Raw genomic sequence first — 26,772 nt, forward strand, 5'->3', positions numbered from 1 at the left:
GTCTCCGGCGGGCCTGGACGTGCGAGGGACCAGCGTCTGCCGTGAAGGCAGGCGCTGGTCCCGGTGGTGGTGTGTCAGCAGGGGTTGATGTTGAGCTTGAAGGTGGTGGTGGTGTTGCGGATGTTCTCGTCGTTGTCGCTCATCCGCAGGCAGTTGATGGTCGCCTCGCCGACGGCCGGGCCCTGACCCGGTTCGGGCATCTCGTTGGCCCAGATGCCCATGCCGGACTTGGCGTCCCAGGCGTCACCGCTGCGCTTGGCACCGGTGATGGAGATGTCGGAGAGGATCGTGTCCTTGACGGGGTTCTCCGGCTGGCTGCCGTTGTACTTCGTCTGGAACATGATGCCGCTGTACGTGGGCGAGACGATGTCCACGTTGTTGATGCGGATTCCCTGGAAGACCTTCGATGCCGAGAACAGCCAGATGCCGGGGAAGGTCTGGTTGCCCCAGAAGTGGCCGCCCGCCCGGACGATCGAGATGTTCTCGAAGGTCGTGGGGTCGGTGCCGAAGCCGTTCATCGGGTAGCCGAAGTCCAGCGACGAGATGGTGATCCCGGAGTAGACGAGCGTGTCGGCGATGTGGATGTTGCGGAAGGTGTTGTGGTAGCCGCCGTACACGGCGATGCCCGCGGCCCGCCAGGTCAGCGTGGTGGTCAGGTTCTCGTAGACGTTGTTCTTCATGTCCGCGCCGCCCGCGTCGATCGCCGAGAACAGCGCGAAGCTGTCGTCTCCGGTGGCCCGGGCGTCGTTGTTGGCGACCAGGTTGTCCGTGGAGCCGTTGGTCATGTTGACGCCGTCGGCGAACATGTTCCGGATCCGGGAGTTGCGGATCGTCATCCGGTCGGTGTTGGCGCCCCAGTACAGGCACACCATGTGTTCGTTCCAGATGTCGTCGATGACGATGTCGGACACGTTGGAGAAGTCGAACACCTTGCCCGGCCCGTCGATGCGCGAGGTGTAGTTGCCGAAGTAGGCGAAGCCCTTGAACAGGGAGCCCTTGGCGCTCGCCTCGGCACGGAAGCCCACGTCGGTGTTGTCCTGCGTGGAGGGGGCGTGGAACGTGGTGTACCAGGGCCCGGCGCCGACGACCTTGACGGCCTTGCCGTACACCTGGAACTTGCTCGACGTCTGGTAGTCGCCGGGCGGCAGGTAGACGCCGACGAGCCGGCCGGTGGTGTCCATCCGGACCCGGTCGAGCGCGTTCTGCACGTCCTGGTGGGTGAAGCCCGCCGGGACCGCGTAGGCCGCGGGATCCGGGTTGGCGACCGGGGCGACCTTCTCCAGGTCGATGAAGTCGAAGGCGTAGTGGGCGGCGCCGTTGGTGGCGTCCTTCTGCAGGCGGATCTTGCTGCCGGCCGGGACGGTCTCGCCCAGCAACAGGTGCGCCTCGTCGTAGATGTGCCGGGGCGCGCCCGAGCCGGGGTCGTTGCCGGGAGAGGCCTCCGCACCGTACAGCCAGGCGTACTTCGACGTCAGCGGGAGGGCCTTCTTGAAGACGCCGTCGACGTAGACGTTGATGGTGGAGTTGATGCCGCCGCCGCCCGCAGCGTCCGGGATGGAGAAGCGGGTGACGAGGGTGTTCGTCTCGGCGCGGGTGGTGAACTCGACGTACTCTCCGGTCGCGTCGAGGGTCACGGCCTTGCGGCCGGAGGCCTCACCGGCGATGTCGCCGATGGTCCGGTTGGGGCCGACCACCTTCGCGCCGCCGCCGACGGTGGCGTCCTCCGCCTCGTAGGTGGTGTAGGGCATGTTGGCGCCGCGGCCGACGAAGAGCGACTGGGTGGAGGTGTTGTTCTCCCGCTTGACGGGGACTTCGTTGGCGTCGTCGGCGATGACGGTCTTCACCGTGTAGGAGCCGTTGGCCGCGGTCCAGGGGCCGAGGCTCACCTCGGCGGTGGCACCGGCGGCGATGGTGCCGGTGTGGGCGCCCGTCAGGGTCTTGACCGTGGCCCCGCTGTCGTCGGTGAGGGTGAGGGTGACGGCGTGGCTGCCGGAGGCGCTGGCCTCGGTCCCCTGGTTCTTCACCGGCACCTTGAAGGTGACGGTGTCGCCGGCGCTGGGGCTGGAGGGGTTGGTGGTCACGGTGCCGGCAACCAGGTCCGAGCTGGCGACCGGCTTGACCACCAGTGCGGTGGGCCTGGTGTAGGTGTTGTTGGTCTCGTTCTGCTCGATGACGTCGTTCGGCTCGTCCGCGACCGCGCTGAGCTCGTAGGAGCCCGCGTCCCGGGCGCCGATGGAGGCCTGGACCGTGCTCTGGGCACCGGGTGCGAGGGTGCCGACCTCGGCGGTGGCGACCTTGGTGCCGCCCAGGCGCACCGCGACCTTGCTGGCGGGAGCGGTCGCCGGGCCGTCGTTGCGGACGGTGGCGGCCACCGTGATGGAGTCCGACTCCACGGGTGCGGCCGGTGACGTGGTCAGTCCCGTGACGACGAGGTCCGGGTTGGGGGCGGGCACGCCGACGACCTGGAACTCGGCGAGCTGGCCTGCGGGTGCGCCGGTGTTGGCGGTGAACTTCAGCCGTACGTCGGCCACCCGGTCCGTGACGGGAATGGTGACGGTGTTGGCGCTGCCGGGGCTGAAGTCGTAGTTCTTCGCGGCCACCAGGGTGGTGAAGGCGGTGGCCTTCTGTTCCCGGCCGAGGACCTCGATCGTCTGGGATCGGGCGGACCAGGCGGTGTCCGGGTTCAGCTTGAGCACGAGCCGTTCCAGGTCGGCGTTGGCGCCCAGCTTGACGGTGAGGGTCTGGGGGTAGCTGCCGCCGGCGCCCTCCCAGTAGGTGGAGGTGCTGTTGTCGTTGGCGTTGGCGGCGACGAAGGTGTGCACCGTGGAGGACGCCTCGATCGGCTTGCCCACGGCGAGGTTGGAGCCGGTGCCGCCGCTGCCGGTGCGGGTCACGCTGTTGCTGTCACCGGACTTGTTGCCGGCCGCGTCCTTGGCCCGCACGACATAGGTGACGGTGCTGGTCGTCGGCTGGGTGTCGGTGTACGTGGTGACGTTGCCGGCCACGCTCTCGCGCAGGACGTTGTTGGCGTAGATGTCGTAGCCGCTCACACCGACGTTGTCGGTCGAGGCGGTCCAGGTCAGCTTGACCCTGCCCGGCTCGGCCTCGGTGAACGCGAGGTTCGACGGGGCGGTCGGGGCCTGGCTGTCACCGGCGTCGCCGACCCGGGTGACGGTGTTGGAGTCGCCGGACTGGTTGCCGGCCGCGTCCCTGGCTCGTACGCGGTAGGACACGGTCTGGTTGGCCGGGCGGTTGTCGGTGAAGACGGTGACGTTTCCGGCGACGCTGGTCAGCAGGTCGCCGTTGGCGTAGATGTCGTACGCGGTGACGCCCGTGTTGTCGCTGGCGGCCTTCCAGGTCAGGCGGATCTGGCCGGTGGTGGGCTGGGTGTAGGCCAGTTCCGAGGGCGCGGTGGGGGCTTCGGTGTCGCCGGTCGCCGGGCCGTAGATCTCCAGCTCGGATATCTGGGCGGCGGGCTGGACGGTGTTGGCGGTGACCAGGACGCGGACGTAGCGGGTCGTGGCCGCGTCGAGGGTGAGGGTGGCGGTGTTGTCGTTGGCGGCGTTGAAGGCATGGGCCTGCGAGGACGTCAGGTCGGTGAAGGTGGTGCCGTTGGTGCTGCCCTGGATCTTCAGGGTCTGGCTGCGGCTCCCCCACCCGGCCGGGATTTTCAGCACGACGCGGTTGACGGCCCGGGAGCTGCCGAGGTCGGCCTGGAGCCACTGCGGGAACGCGTTGTTGGCGCTCTCCCAGTAGCTGGCCCGGTTTCCGTCGTTGGCGTTGCCCACCGCGTACACCTCGGTGTGGCTGCTGGCGGTCAGGGTGCGTCCGGCGGCGAGGTTGGCGGAGCCGCCGTCGGCCGCGTGCACCTCGAGTTCGGAGAGCTGGGCCGCCTGCCAGCCGGTGTTGGCGGTGATGTCGACGCGGACGAACCGCGTCTGGGTGGCCGGGAAGGACACGGTGACGGTGTTGGCCGACCCGGGGCTGAAGGTGTAGGTGGCGGAGCTCTTGAGGGTGCTGAAACTGGTGCCGTCGGCGCTGCCCTGGACGGAGAGGGTCTGGTTGCGGCTCTCCCAGCCCGCGGGCAGCTTGAGGACGACCTCGTCCACACGGGTGGCGGTACCGAGGTCGGCCTGCACCCACTGGGGCAGGTTCGATCCGGAACTCTGCCAGTACGTCCCCTGGTTGCCGTCGGTGATGTTGGCGGCGCCGTACTCGGCGTGGGAGCTGCTCGCCGACGCGGTGTCGCCGAGCGCGATGTTCGGTCCGCCGGCGGCCTGGGCGGACATCACAGGTCCGCCCAGCGCCAGCAGGCTGGTCACGATCACGGCGCTCAGGCACCGGGATCTTCTGGTGGGGGTCTTCATCGGTTCTCTCTCTTCCGTCGCGTGCCGCGCGGCGCGCGAGGCGACTCGGGGAAGGGTGCGGATCCGTCGCTTGCCGGTCGCTGCGGTGGTGCGGCGGCCCGGGAGAGCGGGCCGCCGCACCGGTTCCGGTCGGGTGGGTCAGGTGCGGTTGATGACGAACTGCGAGCCGGGCTCGACGCAGACGTCGTCCTCGGCCGAGTTGGTGATGGTGACGTCGGTGAGGGTGGCGCTGCCGCGGGCGCCGCTCATGGCCAGGACGCCGCAGCCGTTGACCGACTTGTCGATGCGGACGTTGCTGACCTTCACGTCCGGCATCGCGCCGCCACCCGTCTTGAACTGGATGCCGTCATAGGTCGAGTCGTGGATGTCGGTGTCGCGGATGGTGACCCCGGGGATGTTGGGTCCCTGCGCGAAGAGCGTGATCGCGCCGAACTCCTGGTCCTCGTTCCAGAACGCCCCGCCCGTGCGGTACAGGCCGTTGTTGGCGATGAGGGTCTGTCCGGAGAAGGGCAGTGGATCGTGGTCGGTGGCGAGCATGATCCCCGGGTAGTTCATGGTGTCGGAGACCAGGTTGTTCTCGATGGTGTTGCCGTAACCGCCGTACACGGCGATGCCGTTGGCGCGCCAGGGCAGCTGGATGGTGTTGTTACGGAAGTGGTTGTCGTGGCCGATGTCGACCGAGGTGTCCTTGACGTACTTGCTGGCCCATACGGCCAGGGCGTCGTCGCCGGTGTTGCGGAACGAGGAGTTGTAGACGGTGGAGTTGCGGGTGCCGTTAGCGAAGTTGACGCCGTCGGCGTAGGTGTTGCGGATGCGGACGCCGCTGAACTCGACCCGGTCTCCGGGCCCCCACAGCTCGGGGATGTTGGAGTAGTCACGGCCGACCCAGGCACCCACGTTGGCGTGCTCGATCCACACGTTCGTGATCTTGGTGTCCTTGCCGAAGCGGCCGTTGAGCGCGACACCGCCCTCCGCTCCCCCGTCGCCCCCGCGGATGGTGCCGGAGCCGAAGATGGCGATGTCGGAGATCTTGGTGTTGTCGTCGATGTCGAAGCCGAAGTTGCCCTCGTGCGGGTGGTTGATGCCGCCGGCCTGGTGCGGCGGGGTCAGCGAGTACAGCTGCGAGTGCCACATGCCGGCGCCGCGGACGGTGACGTCCCGGATGCCGACCTGGTTGTACTGGCCCCGGTTCTGCGGGTCGTCGGTCAGGATCTTCTTCTCCTGCCGCCACTGGCCTGCCGGGATCCAGACGCAGTCGATCTCGCCCTTCTGGTCGGCGGTGACGGCACGCTGGATGGCGTCGGCGTCGTCGATGCCGTCGTTGGGCACGGCCCCGTACTCGGTGATGGAGGTGCACGAGGCGGGCTTGGGGGCCGGGGCGGCGACCTGCTCCAGGTCGATCAGGTCGACGATGTAGAAGGCGGCGGAGTCGCCCGCGTCCCGCTGCAGACGGAACTTCGTGCCCGCCGGGTAGGTCTCGGTCAGCAGCGCGTGGGACTCGTCGAAGAGCCTGCGTGCGTCACCACCCGGGTTGTTGGTCAGGCCCTCGGGGTCGTCGGTGCTGCCGTACAGCCAGCTGTGCTTGGACGAGAGCGTCAGCTTGCGGACGAACTCGCCGTCGGCGTACAGGCTGAGCGTGGCCTCGCGTCCGCCGCCGCCGGCCGCGTCCGGGATCGAGTTGCGCACGACGATGGAGTTGGCGGCGCTGGTGGAGGTGAACTCCACGTGGTCGCCGGTGGAGTCAAGCCGTACCGACTTGCGGCCGGAGGACTCGGTGGCGAAGTTGGTGTGCCCGAAGGTGCGCTGCTTGTCGGCACTGAGGAGGGTTCCGTCGTAGGTGCCGTCCTCGGCCTCGTACGCGGTGTAGGGGACGGCGGCGCCGCGTCCTACGACGAGGGAGCGGGCGAAGACGTTGTTGTTCTCGTCGGTCTCGGTGACCGTCTGGGTGGCGTCGGCCGTGGCGGTCAGGGTGGCGCCGCCGCTGGTGGCCTTCCAGGTGCCGTCGAGGGTGACGGTGACCGTGTCGCCGGCGGCGATGGTGCCGGCCGTGCCCTGGAGGGTGGTGTCGCCGACGGTGAGCCGGGTGACGGTGCCGGCCGGGACGGACGTGGTGCCGCGGTTGTTGACGGCCACGGTGAAGGAGACGTTCGAACCGACCGCGGGCGAGGCGGGGTTGCTGGTGATGCCGGTGACCCTCAGGTCCGGGCCCGGCGCCTGGGAGACGGTCAGCTTCCTGTCGGCCGTCCGGCTGTTGTTGGTGTTGTCCAGCTCGGCGACGGTGTCGGTCGGGTCGACGGCCGCGGAGACGGTGTAGGAACCAGTCGGGCGTTTGCCGACGGGGACGGAGACGGTGGCGGACGATCCGGCTGGGAGGGCGGCAACCGGAGCGGAGCCCGCGACGGCACCCTCGACGCTGACGTTCACCGTCGTCGCGGGGGCGTTCGCGGTCCCGGCGTTGCGGACGGTGGCGTCGACCGTCACCTCGTCCTTCTCGGACGGGGAGGCCGGGGACCAGGTCAGGTCGGTGACGACGAAGTCGGGGTGCGGTGCCGCCGCGCCGATCACCTGGAACTCCGCCACCTGCGCGCCGGGAGCGCCGGTGTTGGAGTGGAAGGCCAGTCGCACGTCCGCGACGCGACCCGTCACCGGGATCACGACGGAGTTCTGGCCCGAGGACGGGCTGAAGGTGTACTCGGCGCGGGCTTTGAGTGTGGTGAAGGCGGAGGCCCCCTGCGCGCGTCCGAGGACCTCCAGGGACTGCTTGCGCGCCGCCCATATCTGATCCGGGTTCAGCTTGACGGCCACGGCCTCGATGTCCGCGTCGGCGCCGAGCTTCACGGTCAGGTTCGCGGGGAAGCCCGCCGACTCCCAGTAGGTGGTGAGGCTGTCGTCGTTGGCGTTGGTCGCCACGTAGTTCTGCGTCGAGGAGGTCGCCTCGATCGGCTTGTTCCGCGCCAGGTTGGTGCCCTGCGGGGGCGGGTCGACGGCGCCGCCTTCGCCGTAGATCTCCAGCTCGGACAACTGGGCCGCGTTCCAGCCCGAGTTGGAGGCCACCTGCACCCGGACGTAGCGGGCGGTGGCGGAGGGCAGGTCGATGGTGACGGTGTTCGCCTGCGACGGGGCGAAGGTGCGGGCCTGGGCTGCGGCGAGCGTGGTGAAGGAGTCGCCGTTGGCGCTGCCGAGGACGGACAGGGACTGGGAGCGCTGCTCCCAGCCGGTGGGAAGTTTCAGTGCGACGCGGTCCAGGTGGACCTGGGCGCCCAGGTCCACCTGCACCCACTGGGGGAAGGAGCCCACCGGGCCCTCCCAGTACGACTGCTGGCTGCCGTCGGTGACGTTCGTGGCCGGGTAGCCGCCGTGCGCTCCGCCGGCCGTCGCCGCTCTGCCGAGCGCGAGGTTGGGATCTTCGTCCGCCGCGTGTGCGGGGACGGGCAGCAGTCCGACGGAGAGCAGGCCCGCTGCCAGCAGACCGACCCCCCATCGCCTGCCCGTGCGTGTGCCTCTCATGGTGGCCCTTCCGCGATGTGGGCGCGGCACGTCCCCAGCTCTGCCTGCCGGTCCGCCTGGACGTGGACATCCGTGATGGGCCCGGTGAGCGAGCTGACAAGGTCATGCGCCGGGAGCCCAGCATGACTCCGACAAGGAACTGCGACGCAAAGCCAAATTCTTGAGCAACTTTGTGACTTGTTTGCATCGCTGGAGTGAGAGGTTTCTACTGTGTGACGAGTTTGTCAACGGTTCCGTCCGGGTCATGACAGTCAGCAAGCCCGGAAACGCCAACGGCACCGGTGTCGAAGCCGCGTTGAGCGGCTGTGACACCGGTGCCGTTGGCTGGAGCCGGGGTCCGTCAGGCGGGCACGATCACCGCGCCGGAGGCGGCGCGGTCGACCCGCGGACGACGAGTTCGGGCTCGAACAGAAGCTCCCCCGGGTGGGAGTGGGAGCCCTGGATCTGCGCGCACAGCAGGTCCACCGCCGCGCGGCCCATCGCCTCGATGGGCTGGCGCACGGTCGACAGCGGCGGCTCGGTGCACGTCATGAACGCCGAGTCGTCGAAGCCCACGACCGACACGTCCGCCGGGACGGCGAGCCCGCGTCGGCGGGCAGCCCTGATGGCGCCGAGTGCGAGCGGGTCGCTTCCGCACACGATGCCGGTGACGCCCTGCTCCAGCAGCCGCGCGGTCGCGGCCTGTCCGCCTTCCAGCGAGAAGATCGACCGCTGCACGAACTCCTCGGGCAGCGCCATGCCCATGGCCTTCGCGGCCACCCGGGCGGCGTCCAGCTTGCGGCGCGAGGGGACGTGGTCGGCCGGGCCGACGACCAGGCCGATCCGCTCATGGCCGAGCGAGGCCAGGTGGCGCCAGGCCTGCTCGACGGCGACCGCGTCGTCGCAGGCGACACACGGGAAGTCCAGACCCTCGATCGACGCGTTGACCAGGACGACCGGCACCTTCCGCTCCGCCAGCAGGTGATAGTGCTCGTGCGGCGCGTCGGCCTGCGCGAACAGACCACCGGCGAAGACCACACCGGAGACCTGCTGCTGGAGCAGCAGGTCGACGTAATCGGCCTCGGCCACCCCGCCCTTGGTCTGCGTGCAGAGCACCGGGGTGAGCCCCTGCTGCGCGAGCGCGCCCCCGATGATCTCCGCGAACGCCGGGAAGATCGGGTTCTGCAGTTCCGGCAGCACCAGGCCGACGAGCCGGGCGCGCTCACCGCGCAGCTGCGTCGGGCGCTCGTATCCGAGCACGTCCAGCGCCGTGAGCACGGACTGCCGTGTCGCTTCGGAGACACCGGGCTTGCCATTGAGAACACGGCTGACCGTGGCCTCGCTGACCCCCACCTTCTTCGCCACCTGGGCCAGTCGTCGCGTCATGTATGCAAGCGTAACGCAAAACCCGCAAGTTGTTGCGGCCGCCTCTCCTCCTTTCTCGGTGCCCGAAGGCCCCCAGATGGACCTCACCTGGCCCCAGGACGCCGTTCCTCGTTGTCCGCCCCGCGTAAACGGGCGCAAGCCAGTACGCGGGGCGAGAGCCCTCCAGCGTCCCTGTCACCAGGGCGACGGAGCCGGCGGCGCCACCACCGGTGGCCGGTCGTCACAGGTGATCGTGTTGGGCAGCAGCCGCTCGGTGAGCCAGCCGCCGTCGTTGCCGCCACGGTCGCTGAGGCTGAACTCCGACCCGGTCGGCGGGAAGTTGAACGACCCGCAGTTGTTCACCCCGACCGCACCGACATTGCGGGCGTCCACGTTCTCGAACGTCGCGGAACCCTGCACCCGGGCACTGACCACCGACGTGCCGGTGCCGTCGACCCGGATGTCCTTGAAGTGGACCGCCGGGATGCCGTACCGGTCCTTCACCCCGTACTCGCTGACCAGCATGATCGCGTTGTAGGTGGAATCGAGATAGTGGTCGCCGGTGACCCGTACGTCGGCGTCGATGCTCCCGTCCAGGGCGTACAGCCACAGGGCGCCGAGCCCGATTCTCCAGTTCAGCTCGAAGGTGCCGGCCCGCACCGTGGTGTTGTCGGTGAAGCGGAGGGTGCCGGAGAACGGCTCGGCGCCGAAGCGGGCGCCCGCGTGCAGGGCGCTGCCCTCGCGGACGGGGTCGGCCACCAGGTTGCCGCTGACGGTGTTGTCCCGGCCGCCGTATACGGCGATGCCGTTGGCGAGGGTCGGGGACTGGACGGTGTTGCGGGAGATGACGTTGTCCGCGTCGGCGGTCGCCTGCGACCACATGGCCAGTGCGTCGTCGCCGGTGTTGCGGACGAAGTTGTTGTGGACGCGGGAAGCGGTGACGCCGGTATGGAAGTTCAGCCCGTCGGCGATCTGGTCGGTGATGACGTTGTCGGTGACCTCGACGTTCGACATCGGGCCGTCGAACCACAGCCCCACCTTGGTGCGGTGCAGATACAGGCCGCGGACGGTGGAGTCGCTCATCGCGCCACCGATGGCGTTGACCTGGTCGTCGTCGATCCGTTCGCGGACATCACCCTCGATGGCGAAGCCGGACAGGTGCACATCGCGGCTGCCGCCGCTCGCCGCGCTCTTGCCGTACAGGCCGACTCCGGTATGGCGTGAGCCGTCGGGCGCGGGCTGCTCCAGGGTGACCTGGCGGCCCTTGAGGATCGTGTGCCAGCTTCCCGCCCCGGTGATCGTCACGTCGTCGACGACGATGTGCCGGTTGACCTGATAGGTGCCGGGTGCCAGGTAGACCGGGCGATCGGTGCGGCGGGCGACGGCGATGGCGCGCTCGATGGCGGGCGCGGCATCACGGCGGCCGGTGGGATCGGCCCCGAAGGCGCGGACGTCGACGCCGCCGCGAACGGCACGCGGGGGCGCGACCAGTTCGGAGTCGAGCAGATCGATCACCGTCCAGGCCGCCCGGCTGCCCGCCGGAACCGTCAGCCGTACGCGCTCGCCCGCGCCGTAGGTACGGCCGAGCAGAAGGCGTTGCTCGTCGTAGAAGTGGGTCGGGCGGAAGGGCTTGGTGATCTGAGGTGCCGGTGAGGTGTCGGCCGGGACGCAGGCGCACTCGGTGAGCCACCAGTCCGGGTGCAGGAGGTCGGCCTGCGGGTCGTTGGTGAACGGGTACTGGTTGTACAGCCAGGAGTACTGCGAGGTGAGGGTCATCGTCTTGCGATGCCGGCCGTCGACGCTGACGTCGAGGGGCGCCGTGATGCCGCCGCCCTGCGGGGCGTCGGGGATGCTGTAGCGCACCGTGAGGGCGTTCGCGGCGCGCGGGAGCACGAACTCGACGTGCTGACCGGGCGTGAGCCGGACCGCCGTGCGCCCCGATGCCTCGGAGGCCAGGGTGTATGCGGTGCGGTCCGGGCCGATGATGCGGCCGTTCGTCGTGGCGTTCTCCGCTTCCTGTTCGTCGAAGGGCACCTCGGCGCCGCGTCCGGATACGAGCCCGGGATCGAGTGCGGCGCGGGTGACGGCGGGCCGGGTCCGCGCGGAGGGCGGCTCGGCTGCGGCCGTGGCGTCGAACGCGGTGCCCAGAAGGAGAAGGGCGCCGGCGAGGGCGCCGGTTCTCGCGGTGGTGCGGGCGCGACGTGGGGACATCGGGGCTCGCTTCTGTCGGGGAGGGAAGGAGGACGTGGCGCAGGGAGGGCGGGCGGTGCCGGGTGCGGTGCCCTGCCCGCGCGGCGCGGACAGGGCGGTCGGCGGGTCAGGCGCGCAGCCACACCGCGGTGTCCTTCGGCAGCGTGTGGTCGGCGTGCAGCGGGCCGCTGGCCAGGAGGAGCCGTTCGTGCGGCGGGAGGACGGCGGGCGCCTCGGAGAGGTTGACGACGCAGACGAGGCCCTCCGTTCGGCCGAAGGCGAGGACCTCCTCGGGGGCGCTCAGCCAGGTCATCGGCCCGTCGCCGAAGCCGGGCTCGGTGCGGCGCAGGTGCAGTGCCTGGCGGTAGAGGGTCAGCATCGAGTCGGGGTCGCCGCTCTGCCGGTCGACCGCGTAGCGGGCCCAGTCGGCGGGCTGGGGCAGCCAGGGCTCGGCGTCCTGCGTCCCGAACCCGAAGAACGGTGCCTCGGCCTGCCAGGGCAGGGGGACGCGGCAGCCGTCGCGGCCGGGATCCGTGCCGCCGGAGCGGAAGTGCATCGGGTCCTCGATGCGGTCCAGCGGGATGTCCGCCTCGGGCAGGCCCAGTTCCTCGCCCTGGTAGAGGTAGACGGAGCCGGGCAGGGCGAGGGTGAGCAGGGCCGCCGCGCGGGCGCGCCGGGTGCCGAGGTCCAGGTCGGTGGGGGTGCCGAAGCGTTTGTCGGCGAAGTCGAAGGCGGTGGCCGCGCGGCCGTAGCGGGTCACGGTGCGGGTCACGTCGTGGTTGCACAGAACCCAGGTGGCCGGAGCTCCGACGGGGGCGTGCTCGGCGAGGGTGTCGTCGATGGAGCGGCGCAGCCGCTGTGCGTCCCAGGGGCAGGCCAGGAAGTTGAAGTTGAACGCCGTGTGCAGTTCGTCGGGGCGCAGGTAGCGGGCGAAGCGTTCGGCGTCGGGCAGCCACACCTCCCCGACGAAGACGCCGCCGTACTCGTCGGCGACGGCGCGCCAGGACCGGTAGATGTCGTGGATGTCGTCCTGGTCGATGAACGGGGACGGGTCCACGCCCTCGACGTAGTCGGGCAGGGCGGGGTCCTTGGTGAGCAGGGCGGCGGAGTCGATGCGTACGCCCGCCACGCCGCGTTCGAACCAGAAGCGCAGGACGTCCTCGTGCTCCTGACGGACGGCCGGGTGGGCCCAGTTGAGGTCGGGCTGCTCGGGGGTGAACAGGTGCAGGTACCACTCGCCGTCGGGGACGCGGGTCCATGTGGAGCCGGCGAATTGCGACGGCCAGTCGTTGGGCGGCAGTTCACCGTTCGTCCCGCGTCCGGGACGGAAGTGGAAGAGCTCCCGTTCCGGGCTGCCGGGGCCGGCGGCGAGCGCTGCCTGGAACCAGGGGTGCTGGTCGGAGACGTGGTTGGGGACGATGTCGACGATCGTCCGGATGCCGAGTTCGCGTGCCTCGGAGATCAGCTTCTCGGCCTCAGCCAGGGTGCCGAAGGCGGGGTCGATGGTGCGGTAGTCGGCCACGTCGTAGCCGCCGTCGACCAGGGGCGAGAGGTACCAGGGGGTGAACCAGACGGCGTCGACGCCGAGTTGGGCGAGGTAGGGCAGTCGGGCGCGCACGCCCGCGAGGTCCCCGGTGCCGTCGCCGTCGCCGTCGGCGAAACTGCGCGGGTACACCTGGTAGATGACGGCGTCGCGCCACCAGTCGTCGGTGCGGTGCGGGGTGGGGGCTGCCACGGGGCGGTCCTTTCGGGCAGGGTGGATCTTCGCCGCCGGCCCGGATGGCGGGGCGTCGGACGGGCCGGCGGCGAAGGCTGAAGGGGTGGAGAGGTCGAGCGCGGGAGCCTCGGGCGGGGCGGTCGGGCGGGGCGATCGGGCAGGGGCGATCGGCGGGGCGGTCAGCCCTTGAGGCCGCCCGCGGTAAGGCCGCTCATGATGTTCCGCTGGAACAGCAGGAAGATCAGCAGGGTGGGCAGGGAGGCGATCGTCAGCGCGGCGATCAGCACGTTCACCGGTACGCCGTTGGACAGGGAGTAGATCCCGACGTTCAAGGTCTGCTTGGCCGGGTCGGGCAGGGTGAGCATGGGCCACAGGAAGTCTTTCCAGACCCCGACCACCGCGAAGATCGACACCACGCCGAGGATGGGCCGGGAGATGGGCAGCACGATCGACCACAGGGTGCGCATCGGGCTGGCTCCGTCCATCGCGGCGGCGTCCAGCAGTTCCTTGGGGATCGAGTCGAAGAACCGCTTCAGCAGGAAGATGTTGAAGGCGTTGGTCACCGAGGGCAGCCAGATCGCCCACGGGGTGTTCAGCAGGTTCCGCTCGACGATCGGGACGTCCAGCACGGTCAGGTACTGCGGTACGACGAGCACCGTCGCCGGGATCATCAGCGTCGCCAGCATCATGCCCAGGATCGCCTTGCCGAAGATCGGGCGGAGCTTGGACAGCGAGTAGGCGGCCGCCACGTCCAGGACGAGTTGGAAGGCGAGTGCGCCGAACGCGTAGTAGAGGGTGTTGCCCAGCAGTCCGGCGAGGTCCATGACGTCCCAGGCCTGCTGGTAGTTCTCGGGCTCGAAGGAATCGGGCACCAGCGTCGGCGGGGTCTGGATCACTTCCTGAGCGTCCTTGAAGCCGCTGGAGATCAGCCAGTACAGCGGCCCGAGGAAGACCAGCGTGAAGCCGCCGACGACCACCGTGAACACGGTCCAGTACAGGGCTTTGCCGCGGGGCCGGGCGAGTTGGGCCGGCGAGATGAGCGTACGCGTGGACATGTCTCTCTCCTGGCCTACTCGTTCTCGGCGCGGCTGAGCTTGACGTACGCCGCCGAGAATCCGGCGAGGAGTACGAGCAGGAGCAGGCCGAGGGCCGCCGCGGCACCGTAGTTGTTGAAGTTGAAGGCGTACTGGTAGATCAGGTAGACGACCGTCGTGGTGGAGCCCTCCGGTCCGGCACCGCCGGTCAGCAGGAAGGGTTCGACGAAGACCTGCATCGTCGCGATGATCTGCATGAGCAGCATCAGCGACAGGATCAGCCGGGTCTGCGGGATGGTGACGTACCAGATCTTGCGGAACAGGCCGGCCCCGTCGAGTTCGGCGGCCTCGTACAGCTCGCCGGGGATGCCCTGGAGCGCGGCGAGGTAGATGAGCGCCGCGCCGCCCATGTTCATCCAGGTGGAGGCGATGACGACGGAGAGCATGGACAGGTCCGCGTCCTGCAGCCACTGCTGTTCCGGCAGGCCGACAAAGCCGAGCATTTCGTTTAGGAGCCCGTAGCCGGGGTCGTAAAGGTACTTGAACAGCAGCACGGAGGCGACCGGCGGCAGCATCACCGGCAGGTAGACGAGCAGCCGGAGGTAGCCCTTGCCGTGGTGGAACTCGTTGATGACGATCGCGACGACGAACGGCACCGCGAACCCGAGGACGAGTGCCAGGACGGTGAACAGCAGCGTGTTGCGCCATGCCTGCCAGAAGGCGGGGTCGTTGAAGACCGTCTGCAGGTTGTCCAGGCCGACCCACGTGACCTCGCCTCCTTCCGTTTTCTGGAAGGCCAGGAGGAACTCCCTGACCATGGGATACCAGGAGAAGAAGGCGAAGCAGAGGACCGCGCCGATGAGGAAGCCGTGAGCCGTCAGGTTCCGCCGCAGGTTCTTGGCGAAGGATCCGCCGGAGGCCGCGCGGGAGGTCTCGCGCGGCTGGGTGGGGCGGGGAGGTCCCGCCGTGCTCTGGGTCAGGCTGGGGGCCGACATCGATGCTCCTCGGTACTGATCTGCCGTGTCTGTTGCCGGGGCCGGGCCGCGGGGCGGGGCGGCACCTCACGCCGCCCCGCCCGTCCGGTCACTGGTTGGCCAGGATCTGGTTGACCTGCGACTCCGCGGTGCTGAGGAGCTTGTCGATGTCGGCGTCCTCGTTGGTGAGGATGCCGGACATGACGTTGTCGAGGACCTTGTAGATCTCCTGCGCCTTGGGCGGCTCGGCCTTGCCCGCGACGGGGTTGTCCATGAACGTCTTGAAGTTCTCCACCGGCATCGTCGCGTGCTCGGCGCGGGCCGCGTCGTCCTGCGTCTTGGACTCGTTCAGCCAGAAGTTGGGCTGCGGGACACCGACCGGCAGCCCGTCCGCCTTGGTGCGCGCCCAGTCGAACTGGCCCTTGCCCACGGTGAGGTTCTTGAAGTTCAGCCAGGCGATCGCGGCCTTGACCTTGTCGGACGAGATGCCCTTCTTGATCATGTAGCTGTTGCCGCCGGCCAGCGTGGCCTTCTCGCCGGGTATCGGCCCCATGCCGAAGTTCTCGTACTTCGCGCCCAGTTGCTGGGCCATGTAGGCGATGTCGTCGGGTGCGGCGAGGAACATGCCGAGCTTGTCGGTGGCGATCTGCTTCTGCAGGTCGCCCCACTTCAGCAGCTGGGTCTTGCCCATGCTGTCGTCCTGCCAGCGCATGGCGTGCAGGTTCTCGGCGACCTGCTTGCCCAACTCGTCGTTGAACGCGGCCTTCTTGCCGCTCGCGTCCACGATCTCGCCGCCGATGCTGTACATCTGCGCGGTGAAGTGCCAGCCGCCGGTGTTGCCCGCGCTGTACTCGCCGAATCCGGCGATGCCGTCGCCGAGGCCGGCGATCTTCTTCGCGGCGGTGCGGACCTCCGCCCAGGTGCGCGGCGGGGCGTCGGGGTCGAGGCCGGCCTCCTTGAAGAGCTTGCGGTTGATCAGCAGGCCCATCGTGTAGTTGCTGGTGGGCAGGCCGTAGAGCTTGCCGTCCTGCTTGAGCGTGCCCAGCACGTTCGGGTCGATGTCCTTCAGCGCCGGGACGGTCTTGTCGTTGACGTACGCGGTGATGTCCTCGGCGCCGTCGTGGTCGAGCACCTGGGGCAGGTCGGTGAAGTACGTGTAGAAGACGTCCGGTTGGGACTTGGCCTTCAGCATCGCGGTGAAGCGTGGTGGCTCCAGGCACTGGCCCGGCGTGGAGCGGCCCTCGATGGTGACGTTCGGGTAGGTCTTGTTGAACTCCTTGACGTCCTCCTTCCACTCCTTGAGCTCGGCCGCCTTCGCCGTGGGCGGCATGCAGTCGATGGTGATCGTCACCTTCGTCTTCGGATCCAGCGGCGCGGACGGATCCGACGAGCCGCCTCCCTCGGAAGCACCACCGTCGTTGTCGCTGCTGCTCGTGCCGCAGGCGGCGAGCGCGGTCAGCGTGAGCGCGGAGACGAGGGCGACCGCGCTGGCGCGGCGAGTACGGCGGAACCTGGCACTTCTCATGGGTGGTCCCCTTCGGGCATGAACGTGGAAGGTCACCCCACCACCGGACGGCGGATGCGTTGTGGGGTGCGGCACACTCAACCACCCACCTCAAGTGAACGCAAGATCTCGCGTCGATTTCGTAATTCCCTGACAAGACAGGGTCAGTTAGCTGTCGATCACTCGCGAGAAGGGAGCTGGACCGCACGCGCGATCCGTCGCGAACACCTGGTTCGCGGTGCTGAGCTGGTCATACGTGCTACGGATGGCGGCGGCAGGGCCAGCTAGGTCCGTGGACTGCGGTGCACCCGAGACCGCCGGGCAAGCGGAACTACTTGCATAACTGTCTCCGGCCAGGCCCTGTGGTCGCACTTGGAGAGCACCGACTGTCGGATTTCTTGCTGCTGATTGCGCTGCGCTTCCAGTCAACACACCGGGGCGGCGACGTGTGCGGAGCGGGGCAACAAGCTCGCTCGAGCCCGCGACCGACCGGTCAGGAAGCGCCCGGACCCTCTGCGAGGCCCAAGGAGGAAAGCGGGGCTTTCTGCGGCACGCCAGCAGCGCTTCTACGTCGTCGGCGACGGGCGCCCCCTGCGCGCCCACCGCTCAGATCGCGCGATCCGCTCCGCCGTCCCGGTGGTGGATGCGCGGGCCGGCCGGTGTTCGAGCCTCCCTCGCTCACCTTGCCGCGGTGCAGCCTCAGCCGTCAGATCTGCGCGGTCACCTCTTGCGCCATGGCAGGAGAGACGGTGAACAGCGCCCGAACCGCGGAACGGACCTGGCCGTCGACCAGCTCGGGAGTGGAGGCGTCGAGCTTTCCGTCGAGGTGAAGGAAGGCCAGGCCGTGGACGAGGGCCCACACCGTTGTCGACAGCGCGTCCGGGTCTGCCTGGGGGAAGGCTGTGCGGACGATGGTGCGGACGTATTCCGAGATGGCGGCGGTGGCGCTGACACGTTCGGAACTGCTCGGATCGCACGGCTCGGCGAACATCGCCCGGAACAGTGCCGGGTGATCAAGCGCGAAGCGCACGTAGGCGACTGCCACCGTCGCGAGTTCGTCGGGAGTCGCGGGCGAAGGGTGTGCGGCGGCCAGCGACCCGGCGAGCTCGCGGTAGCCCTCCGCGGCGACCGCCGACACGAGCGCGTCACGGTCCTCGTAGTGGCGGTAGGGGGCTGTCGGCGAGACTCCCGCACGCCGCGCCACGGCCCGCATCGACAGGGCGGCGCTGCCGTTCTCCTCGAGCAGTTCCTGCGCGGCGCGCAGGCAGGCGGCACGCAGATCGCCGTGATGATACGAACCGCTTGCCTGTGCCATACGACACACCCTCTCATGTTTACGGCGCTTACATCCTTGACCTAATGTAGGCGATGCACACATTCTACGGGATTGAGATTTGGAAGGGGAACTCGGATGACCAGCGGGCTGTTCTCGCCGTTGTCCCTGCGCTCCCGGCAGGTACTGCGCAATCGGATCGCCAAGGCGGCCATGGAGGAGAACATGGCTGGCGACGGCCAGCTTCCGGACCAGGAGCTCTTCGGGCTGTACCGGCGCTGGGGCGCCGGCGGCACCGGGCTGCTGATCACCGGCAACGTCATGGTGCACGCCGAGGCGCTGACGGGGCCCGCCGGCGTCGTACTCGATGAGAGCGCTCCTCTCGAACCGTTCGTCGAGTGGGCCAAGGCTGGCAAATCCGGCGGTGGGGCGATCTGGATGCAGATCAACCATCCCGGCCGGCAGATCGCGTCCGACATGCCCGGCGTCGTCTGGGGTCCCTCCGACGTCGGTGTCGACCTGGGCAGGCACAGCAGCCGCTTCGGCCGCCCCGTCGCCATGACCGCCGAACAGATCCACGCCACCGTGACCCGGTACGCGGTGACGGCCCAGCGCGCCGAGCAGGCGGGCTTCGACGGTGTGGAGGTCCACGCCGCCCACGGATATCTGCTGTCACAGTTCCTCTCGCCGCTCGTCAACAAGCGCACCGACCAGTGGGGCGGGTCACTGGACAACCGGGCTCAGATGCTGCTGGACGTCGTCCGGGCCGTCCGGGCGGCAGTCTCGCCGTCCTTCGCGGTCGCGGTGAAACTCAACTCCGCCGACTTCCAGCGCGGCGGCTTCGACGCCGACGACGCCCGGCAGGTGATCGACATGCTCGCACCGCTCGGCGTCGACCTGGTCGAGCTGTCCGGCGGAAGCTACGAGAGCCCGGCGATGACCGGCCGCCGACCCGACTCCCGCACCCAGGCCCGCGAGGCCTACTTCCTGGACCTGGCCAAGGACCTGGTCAGGACCAGCCCGCTGCCGCTGATGCTGACCGGCGGCATCAGCCGCCGCGAGACCGCCGAACGGGTCCTCGACAACGGCGTGGCGGTCATCGGGATGGGCACCGCTCTCGCCGTCACCCCCGACCTGCCCGACCGCTGGCGCCAGGGCCGCGAGGCAGACCGGCAGATGCGGGCCGTGAACTGGTCCGACAAGGCCCTCGCCTCCGCCGCCGGCATGGCCCAGGTCCGCCACCAGATGCGACGCATCGCCCGCGGCAGCAAACCCCGCCCCGGCACGCACCCGGTCGTGGCCCTGATCTCCGAGATGCGCAAGCAGCGCACAGCCCTGCGCCGCTACCGAGCCTGGCTGCCCGCCCGCAACACCGCGTAAGCGCGTCACCGTTACTGCCCTCTCACGGCCGCGTACGCCGCTGTTCCGGCATGATGTTCGCCGACCGCACGGCTACGACCAGGACAAATGCCGCCGAGTCCACTGCGGCGCTGTGATGAGCGGAGGAATGCCGGCGTGGGGGCCTCGGCGGGAACCTGCGGGTCGGGTGCGCCGCGAAAGGCGCCTGCGAACCCGGCGTGGCCGGTGCAGCGGAAGCGTCGGACTTGTACCTGTCAGCTGCCCTGAAGGGCCGTCCTGAGGAAGTCGACGGCGAGTTTGCGGGCGACGTTGGCGGCCCGGGTGTCGCGCAGGCTGTCCAGGAGCAGGAAGTCGTGAACCATGCCGGCGACCCGGACGGAGGTGACGTCGACGCCTGCCTCGCGCAGTTTGTTGGCGTACTGCTCACCCTCGTCGCGAAGCACGTCGGCCTCGTCGGTGATGACCAGGGTGGTGGGCAGGCCCTTTAGGTCGTCGAGGCCGGCCTGGAGCGGCGAGGCGTGGTGCTCGGCACGCTGCGAGGGGTCGGTGGTGTACGCGTCCCAGAACCACTTCATGCCATCGCGGGTGAGGTAGTAGCCCTCGGCGAACTGAAGGTACGACGGGGTGTCGAAGTCGGCGTTGGTGACGGGGTAGAGCAGGCACTGCGCCTTGAGATCGATGCCGCCGCGCTCCTTGTTCATCAGCGCGAACACCGCAGACATGCAGCCGCCGACCGACTCGCCCGTCACGGCGATGCGTGAGGTGTCCATACCGTGTTCGGCGCCGTGCTGCAGGACCCACTGGCCCACGGCGTAGTTCTGCTCGACCTGGGTCGGGTACTTCGCCTCCGGGGCCCGGTCGTAGACGGGAAACACGCCCACGGCCCCCGCGCCGACGGCGAGTTCGCGGAAGAGACGGTCGTGGGTCTTGTCGTCGCCGAACACCCAGCCCGCGCCGTGGATGTAGAACACCACCGGCAGCGGTCCCGTCGATCCCTTGGGCCGGATGATACGAGTGCGGACCGTGCCCCACTCGCCGGCGTCCACGTCGACCCACTCCTCGTCGACGTCCGGTCGGGGCACGCTGGGGTCGACCTGCAGGCTGAGCAGAATCTCCCGGCCCTTCTCCGGCGGCACCTCGTAAATGCGGGGGTGCGGGTCGGTCGCTTCGCAGAGTTCCTTCGCGGCAGGCTCGAGGTAGGGGGTGATGGGCGGAGGAAGCGCGGTCATGTTGGCTCCATGTCACGAGTAACGTGCGTGCCGTTGGTTGCTACGGCCATAGCCGACCCGCGGCTGCTGGCGTCCCACCCCTAGGCCGGAAATGCCCGGTATCCATCGTTCGCGCGCTGTCTGGAACGTGCAACTTGTAACGGCATGCCGACGAGCCGCGCGAATGGCTCGCCTGCACGATGTCAACGGATACCGACCGGCCAGATGCCCGGCCGGTCGGCGGGTCACCGTGCCGACTTGCTCAGGTCCTCCACGAGGCGTCGTGCGAGGGTCTCGGAGGACGACGGGTTCTGTCCGGTGTACAGGTTGCGGTCGACGACGACGAACGGGCGAAGCGGCAGGCGTGCCTTGGCGTAGTCGGCGCCGCTTTGGCGCAGCCGGTCCTCCAGCAGCCAGATGGCCTTGCGCCCGTGGCTGGTGAGCTTCTCCTCCAGATTCGACAGGCCCGTCATCCGGTAGCCGTCGAACGGCCAGGATCCGTCCTCGTTCTTCGCCGCGAACGCTGCGGCCGGGGCGTGACACAGCAGGGCCAGTGGCTTGCCGGAGCGAAGCACCCGGGTGAGCAGTGCGCCCGAGACGGGATCGGCGGCCAGGTCCTCCATGGGGCCGTGGCCGCCGGGGTAGAACACGACGTCGAACTCGTCCGGGTCGACCTCGTCCAGCGCCTTGGGACTGTTCAACTCGCTCTGGATGGAGTCCAGGTACTGGGCGACCTCACGCAGTTTCGACGGCCGTCCCGCGGTGCGGGACATGCTGAACTGATCCAGCGTCGGGGGCGTGCCACCCGGGGTGGCGATCGTGCTCTCCCACCCCGCCGCGGTGAAGATCTTGTGCGGCATCGCCAGTTCCTCACCCCAGAAGCCCGAGGGGTGCACCACTCCGTCCTTCAGCGTCCAGCGGTCGGCTGCGGACACCACGAAGAGAACCTTGGTCATCTCCGTCTTCCTTTCTGGGGCGTCGACGAGGTGGGTGTCAGTTGTTCAGCAGCAGGATCTTGCCGACGTGGCCGCCTGCCTCCATGAGGCGGTGGCCTTCGGCAGCAGCCGACATGGGGAGGGTCTGGTCGATGACCAGTTGCACGCTGCCGTTCTCGATCAAGGGCCAGACCTTGTCCTGCACTTCGGCGACGATGGCGGCCTTCTGCTCCTTGGAGCGGGTGCGCAGGGTCGTGCCGTGCACGGAGATGCGCTTGAACACGATCTCGGCGAGGTTGAGTTGCCCCTCGAGGCCGTTCTGCAGGCCGATGATGACCAGCCGTCCGTCGGAGGCGAGGGAGCTGATATTGCGCTCCAGGTAGGCGCCGCCGACGACATCGAGGATCACATCGTACGGGCCGTGCTCGGCGAAGTCCTCGGTGCGGTAGTCGATCGCCACGTCGGCGCCCAGTTCCAGGGCACGCGCGGCCTTCTCCAGACCGCCGACGGTGGTGACGACACGGGCCCCGAGCGCCTTGGCGATCTGGATCGCCATGGTGCCGACACCACCGACCCCGCCGTGGACGAGGAGCGTCTCGCCCTGACTGAGTCCGGCGGTCATCACGATGTTGGACCACACCGTGGCGGTGATCTCGGGCAGGCCCGCCGCCTCGACCAGGCCGATCCCCTTGGGCACCGTGAGCAGTTGGCCCGCGGGTACGGCAACCTTCTGTGCGTAGCCGCCGCCGGTCAGCAGCGCGCACACCTCGTCGCCCACTTGCCAGCCGGTCACGCCCTCGCCGAGGGCGCTGACGCGGCCCGAGACCTCCAGCCCCGGGTACGGCGACCAGCCGGGCGCCAGCGGATACAGCCCCCACCGTTGCATGACATCCGCCCGGTTCAGAGCGCTCGCCACTACATCGACGATCACTTCCCCGGCGGCGGGAACCGGGTCCTCGACCTCGATCCACTGCAGAACCTCGGGGTCACCGTGCTCCGTAATCGATACAGCCTTCATCGCGCGCTCCGTTCGTACGGCTGATGGGGAGGGCTTCTACGGACGTCCGGGCCGGGCGCTCGCGACGCACGGGGCCCCGAACCGGAACGCGGGGCGGCGCCGCAGCGATGCCAGGGCCACACTGTCGAGAATGTCCGGACACGCCCTTATTCACCCCACGCCTCCATGAGGCAAATGTTTACGCCGCACACATTACGGCTCAAGAGTATGCAGTGTCAACATGACCAGGTCATCTCGGGTCCCGTGGCGACGACGCGAAGGGGCGACTGCGCGTGTTGACGGTGCTTACATCGCGCCCCTATAGTCATGTGCACACCGCTTACATGAAAGTGAGGGCCCTCCATGCCTCCGACGCAGAAGGAATCCGTCAAGGTCGACCTGGGCGGCCACGCGGTCACGGTCCCCAAGGACGGTCTGTACGACATGTACCGCATGGACCCCGACCTCGACGCGATCGCCCGCGACCCCCGTGTCAGCAGCGTGGACTTCTTCCGGCGGCTGCCCAAGACCAGGGTCGACTCGCCCATAGGCTCCACGCTCACCCCGAACTTCTACTACAGCGTGTCCACCGCCCGGCTCACGATGCTCGCGCCGTCCCGCGCGATCCGCACCCGCTTGCCCGCGGAGCTCTCCCCGCTGGAGATCGCGCCGGGCCTCGGGCTGATCTCGGTCATGTTCTTCCGCTACGACGTGTGCGACATCGACTTCTACACCGAAGCCGCGGTCGGGATCGCGGTGAAGCCCGCTCGGCACGGGAAGCTCGGATTCTTCGACCTCGTCTCCGGCCTCAAGAACGAGCACCTCGACTCCTACGTGCTGTCCCTGCCGGTGAGCACGGAGATCGCCCAGGTCCGCGGCCACGACGGCTACGGCTTCCCCAAGTGGGTCACCGGCCTCGACGTCGACATCGACGCCACCCGCACTGCGGCACACGTCGCAAACGACGCCGGCGGCACGGACCTGTCGCTGCTGGCCGCCACCCCGAAGCAGACCTTCCACCCCACCGGCGAGCGCGTCAGCTCCCTCACCTCCTACACGACGATCAACGGCGCGTGGCACTCCACCCTGAGCCAGACCAACGTGCTCAGCGTCGGCACCACCCGCTCCACCCGTGGCATCAGCCTCGAAGTCGGTGAAGGCCGTATGGCCGACGACCTGCGCTCCCTCAAGCCGAAGAGGACCATCCAGTTCGACGTGATGACCCAGGGCCAGGTCGCCCTCCACATGCCGGTGCCCACCTCGGTCCCGAGCCCGAACAAGTAGCAAGGAGCCCCGCCATGGTCACCGACCACGTCCTCCGCCCCGCTGCCACCCGCCGCCCGGCCCTGCCCGCCTCCATCACGCCGGCTCTGCTCGAGCGGCTGACCGCGCAGGTCTCGGCAGCGCCGGACGCGGTGCGAGTGACCACCAGCGCCCCCTACACCGGCGCGCCCCTGGCCGACCTCCCCGTCTCCACACCCGAGGACGTCGAGGCCGCGTTCGCCCGCGCCCGGGTCGCGCAGAAGGCCTGGGCCGCCACACCGATCGCGGAGCGCAAGAAGATCCTGCTGCGCTACCACGACCTCGTCCTGGCCCGCCAGGACGAGGCTCTGGACCTGATGCAGGCCGAGAACGGCAAGACCCGCAGAGACGCCTTCCTCGAAGTCGTCGACATCGGCATCGTCTCCCGCTACTACGCGCGCAACGCCGCCAAGTACCTCCGGCCCCAGCGCCGCCGCGGCGCGATCCCCCTGCTCACACACACCACCGAACTGCGCCACCCCAAGGGCGTGGTGACGGTCATCTCGCCATGGAACTACCCGCTCAGCATGGCCGCCAGCGACACCATCGCGGCGCTCATGGCGGGCAACGCCGTCGTGCAGAAGCCCGACACCCAGACCGCGCTCACGGCGCTGTGGTCCATGGATCTGATGTACGAGGCGGGCCTCCCGACCGCTGTGTGGCAGATGGTGATCGGCCGGGGCGGCTCCATCGGCGGCGCCCTGATGGACAACGCCGACTCCATGATGTTCACCGGCTCCACCGCCACCGGACGCCAGATCGCGAGCGACGCGGGCCGCCGCCTCATCAGTGCCTCGCTCGAACTCGGCGGCAAGAACGCCATGATCGTCCTCGACGACGCCGACATCGACAAGGCCGCCGACGGCGCCGTCGCCGCCTGCTTCCCCTCCGCCGGTCAGCTCTGCGTCTCCATCGAGCGCCTGTACGTCGCGGACTCCGTTCGCGACGAATTCGTCGCGGCGTTCGCCGCCCGCACCAAAGCACTCAAGATCGGCGCCGCATACGACTACAGCGTCGACGTCGGCAGCCTCACCACCCCCTCCCAGCTCAGGACCGTCACCGAACACGTCGACGACGCCGTCGCCAAGGGCGCCACCCTCCTCGCCGGCGGCACGGCACGCCCCGACCTCGGCCCACTGTTCTACGAGCCGACCATCCTCACCGACGTCACCCCCGACATGACGCTGCACTCCCAGGAAACCTTCGGACCCGTCGTCTCCGTCTACACCTACCGTGACGTCGAGGAGGCCATCGCCCTGGCCAACTCCACGCAGTACGGGCTCAACGGCAGCGTCTGGACACGCAACGGCGCCCGGGGCCGGGCTGTGGCGGCCCGGGTGCACGCCGGAACCGTGAACGTCAACGAGGCCTTCGCCGCAGCGTGGGGAAGCATCGACGCGCCGATGGGCGGCATGGGCGACTCCGGCCTCGGCCGCCGCCACGGCGCCGACGGCATCCTCAAGTACACCGAGCCCCAGACCGTCGCCCACCAGCGCCTCCAGGGCTTCAACCCGCCGGCCGGCATCACCCCCGAGACCTGGGCGGGCCTGCTGACCGGCGCGCTGAAGGTCATGAAGGCGCTCGGCATGCGCTGACGGCTGCCGCCGTCAGCTCCCGCCCGAGTCATGGCGTGGCGGGTGGAACCGTGAACCGGAAGGCGCCCGCGCCACTGCCCAGTTGGAGCCAGAGGTAAGGCGGCTGGGTGACCACCCGCAGGGCGATGGCGGCGCAGCCGGGGCAGCGGGCGGTCAGGCCGGGCTCGGGACCATAGACGTGCAACTGGGCCAGGGACCCAGGCAGGCGGCACGAGGGGCACATCCACCAGGCCGTGGTCGGATCAATGGTGAAGATCTCGCCGAGCGGACCGGCCAGGGCGTTGCCATCGAGGTACAGGGGGTGGTGCTCGTTCATCGAGTCTCTCCTTCGTGGATACCCCCGGCTTCAGCCAGGGGAGGAAACCAAGCTCCTGCGGAGCAGGGCAGGGAAAGCCGGTTCGCCGCCAGGGCGGAGTGGCGTTCACCCCAACTGCCTGCGCTGTCACAAATGGTTGGGTTAGCGTGTGAAGAGTGAAGGCCACCCATGTGAAGCGGGCGTTCAAGTACCGCTTCTATCCGACAGATGGGCAGGCGGCGGAGCTGTCGCGCACGTTCGGTTGTGTGCGGAAGGTCTACAACCTGGCTCTTGCGGCGCGCACGGAGGCTTGGGCTCGGCAGGAGCGGGTGAACTACCACCAGACGTCGGCGATGCTGACGGCCTGGAAGAAGACCGGGGAACTCGCCTACCTCAACGACGTCTCCTGCGTCCCGCTCCAGCAGGCTCTGCGGCATCTTCAGACGGCGTTCGCGAACTTCTTCGGCAAGCGGGCGAAGTACCCGCGTTTCAAGTCGCGGAAGAAGTCGAGGAGGTCGGCGGAGTACACCACCAGTGCGTTCCGGTTCCGGGACGGCACGCTGACCCTGGCGAAGATGGCGGAGCCGCTCGACATCGTGTGGTCGCGTTCCCTCCCGGAGGGTGTGTCGCCGTCCACGGTGACGGTGTCGCAGGATGCGGCAGGCCGGTGGTTTGTGTCCCTGCTGTGCGAGGACCCTGCCGTCCAGCCGCTGTCCGCGACCGGCGCGGCCGTCGGTATCGACGTCGGGCTCGAGCACCTGCTGACCCTCTCGACGGGGGAGAAGGTGTCCAACCCCCGGCACGAGCGGCGTGAGCGTGCCCGTCTTGCCAGGGCCCAGCGGGAACTTGCCCGCAAGGCGAAGGGGGAGGGATCGAACCGGGTCAAGGCACGCCGCAGGGTTGCCAAGGTCTACGCCCGCATCAGTGACCGCAGGCGTGACCACCTGCACCAGCTCACTACTCGGCTCGTTCGTGAGAACCAAACGATCGTGATCGAGGACCTCGCTGTCCGGAACATGGTGAGGAACGGCCGTCTGGCCCGGGCCATCAGTGATGCGGCGTGGGCGGACTTGCGGAGCCTGCTGGAGTACAAGGCCCGCTGGTACGGCCGCGAAGTGATCGCGGTCGACCGCTGGTTCCCCTCCTCCAGGCTGTGCTCCGCATGCGGCGC

At 69.0% G+C, this 26,772-nt stretch carries 17 protein-coding genes; 4 read left to right on the plus strand and 13 right to left on the minus strand.

Annotated elements, in window-relative coordinates:
• Window positions 1–74: 74 nt before the first annotated feature.
• From ACWDRW_RS25850 to ACWDRW_RS25890, 9 genes are all read right to left on the minus strand, one after another.
• Window positions 75–4,367, minus strand: a complete 4,293-nt coding sequence (locus ACWDRW_RS25850) for a discoidin domain-containing protein (RefSeq protein WP_451726428.1) — start codon at window positions 4,365–4,367, stop codon at window positions 75–77.
• A gap of 138 nt (window positions 4,368–4,505) precedes the next feature.
• Window positions 4,506–7,874, minus strand: coding sequence for a CARDB domain-containing protein (locus tag ACWDRW_RS25855; protein WP_451726429.1), 3,369 nt, complete (start codon window positions 7,872–7,874; stop codon window positions 4,506–4,508).
• A gap of 354 nt (window positions 7,875–8,228) precedes the next feature.
• Window positions 8,229–9,239: a LacI family DNA-binding transcriptional regulator gene (locus ACWDRW_RS25860; protein WP_451726430.1), complete on the minus strand. Its 1,011-nt coding sequence runs from the start codon at window positions 9,237–9,239 to the stop codon at window positions 8,229–8,231.
• A 174-nt stretch (window positions 9,240–9,413) separates the two neighbouring features.
• Window positions 9,414–11,429 carry a glycosyl hydrolase family 28-related protein gene (locus tag ACWDRW_RS25865; protein WP_451726431.1) on the minus strand — a complete coding sequence of 672 codons (2,016 nt, stop codon included), beginning with the start codon at window positions 11,427–11,429 and terminating at the stop codon, window positions 9,414–9,416.
• A gap of 106 nt (window positions 11,430–11,535) precedes the next feature.
• Window positions 11,536–13,143, minus strand: coding sequence for a glycoside hydrolase family 13 protein (locus ACWDRW_RS25870; RefSeq protein WP_451726432.1), 1,608 nt, complete (start codon window positions 13,141–13,143; stop codon window positions 11,536–11,538).
• 161 nt (window positions 13,144–13,304) lie between these two features.
• The gene (locus ACWDRW_RS25875; protein ID WP_451726433.1) at window positions 13,305–14,180 is read right to left on the minus strand and encodes a carbohydrate ABC transporter permease; all 876 of its coding nucleotides are present in this window, start codon (window positions 14,178–14,180) and stop codon (window positions 13,305–13,307) included.
• 14 nt (window positions 14,181–14,194) lie between these two features.
• A complete protein-coding gene (locus ACWDRW_RS25880) occupies window positions 14,195–15,154 on the minus strand; it encodes a carbohydrate ABC transporter permease (RefSeq protein ID WP_451726434.1) in 960 nt (319 codons plus the stop codon).
• An 88-nt stretch (window positions 15,155–15,242) separates the two neighbouring features.
• Window positions 15,243–16,658 carry an extracellular solute-binding protein gene (locus ACWDRW_RS25885; RefSeq protein ID WP_451726435.1) on the minus strand — a complete coding sequence of 472 codons (1,416 nt, stop codon included), beginning with the start codon at window positions 16,656–16,658 and terminating at the stop codon, window positions 15,243–15,245.
• A 685-nt stretch (window positions 16,659–17,343) separates the two neighbouring features.
• The gene (locus ACWDRW_RS25890) at window positions 17,344–17,952 is read right to left on the minus strand and encodes a TetR/AcrR family transcriptional regulator (protein ID WP_451726436.1); all 609 of its coding nucleotides are present in this window, start codon (window positions 17,950–17,952) and stop codon (window positions 17,344–17,346) included.
• Window positions 17,953–18,048: 96 nt separating this feature from the next.
• On the opposite strand from ACWDRW_RS25890, the gene ACWDRW_RS25895 reads away from it, so the two are divergent.
• Window positions 18,049–19,290: an NADH:flavin oxidoreductase/NADH oxidase family protein gene (locus tag ACWDRW_RS25895; RefSeq protein ID WP_451726437.1), complete on the plus strand. Its 1,242-nt coding sequence runs from the start codon at window positions 18,049–18,051 to the stop codon at window positions 19,288–19,290.
• A gap of 233 nt (window positions 19,291–19,523) precedes the next feature.
• Here the strand turns inward: ACWDRW_RS25895 and ACWDRW_RS25900 are convergent, their stop codons facing one another.
• The 3 genes from ACWDRW_RS25900 to ACWDRW_RS25910 form a co-directional block, all read right to left on the minus strand.
• Complete coding sequence (locus ACWDRW_RS25900) at window positions 19,524–20,498, minus strand: alpha/beta hydrolase (RefSeq protein ID WP_451726438.1); 975 nt, start codon at window positions 20,496–20,498, stop codon at window positions 19,524–19,526.
• A 224-nt stretch (window positions 20,499–20,722) separates the two neighbouring features.
• Window positions 20,723–21,433 (minus strand): type 1 glutamine amidotransferase domain-containing protein, encoded by a 711-nt coding sequence (locus tag ACWDRW_RS25905; protein ID WP_451726439.1) that lies wholly within the window; start codon window positions 21,431–21,433, stop codon window positions 20,723–20,725.
• Window positions 21,434–21,470: 37 nt separating this feature from the next.
• On the minus strand, window positions 21,471–22,430 hold the full coding sequence (locus ACWDRW_RS25910; RefSeq protein ID WP_451726440.1) for an NAD(P)H-quinone oxidoreductase: 960 nt from the start codon (window positions 22,428–22,430) through the stop codon (window positions 21,471–21,473).
• Between the two features lie 342 nt (window positions 22,431–22,772).
• On the opposite strand from ACWDRW_RS25910, the gene ACWDRW_RS25915 reads away from it, so the two are divergent.
• A complete protein-coding gene (locus ACWDRW_RS25915; RefSeq protein WP_451726441.1) occupies window positions 22,773–23,693 on the plus strand; it encodes an acetoacetate decarboxylase family protein in 921 nt (306 codons plus the stop codon).
• Window positions 23,694–23,707: 14 nt separating this feature from the next.
• Entirely contained in the window at window positions 23,708–25,306 is a 1,599-nt protein-coding gene (locus ACWDRW_RS25920) for a succinic semialdehyde dehydrogenase (RefSeq protein WP_451726442.1), read from the plus strand.
• A gap of 28 nt (window positions 25,307–25,334) precedes the next feature.
• Here ACWDRW_RS25920 and ACWDRW_RS25925 read toward each other — a convergent pair whose 3' ends face one another.
• Window positions 25,335–25,622 (minus strand): DUF6510 family protein, encoded by a 288-nt coding sequence (locus tag ACWDRW_RS25925; protein WP_451726443.1) that lies wholly within the window; start codon window positions 25,620–25,622, stop codon window positions 25,335–25,337.
• A 155-nt stretch (window positions 25,623–25,777) separates the two neighbouring features.
• Between ACWDRW_RS25925 and ACWDRW_RS25930 the strand changes: the two genes are divergently transcribed.
• A partial coding sequence (locus tag ACWDRW_RS25930; protein WP_451726444.1) for an RNA-guided endonuclease InsQ/TnpB family protein occupies window positions 25,778–26,772 on the plus strand: 995 nt, incomplete at its 3' end.

The organism is Streptomyces sp. NPDC003635 (genome assembly GCF_053587635.1).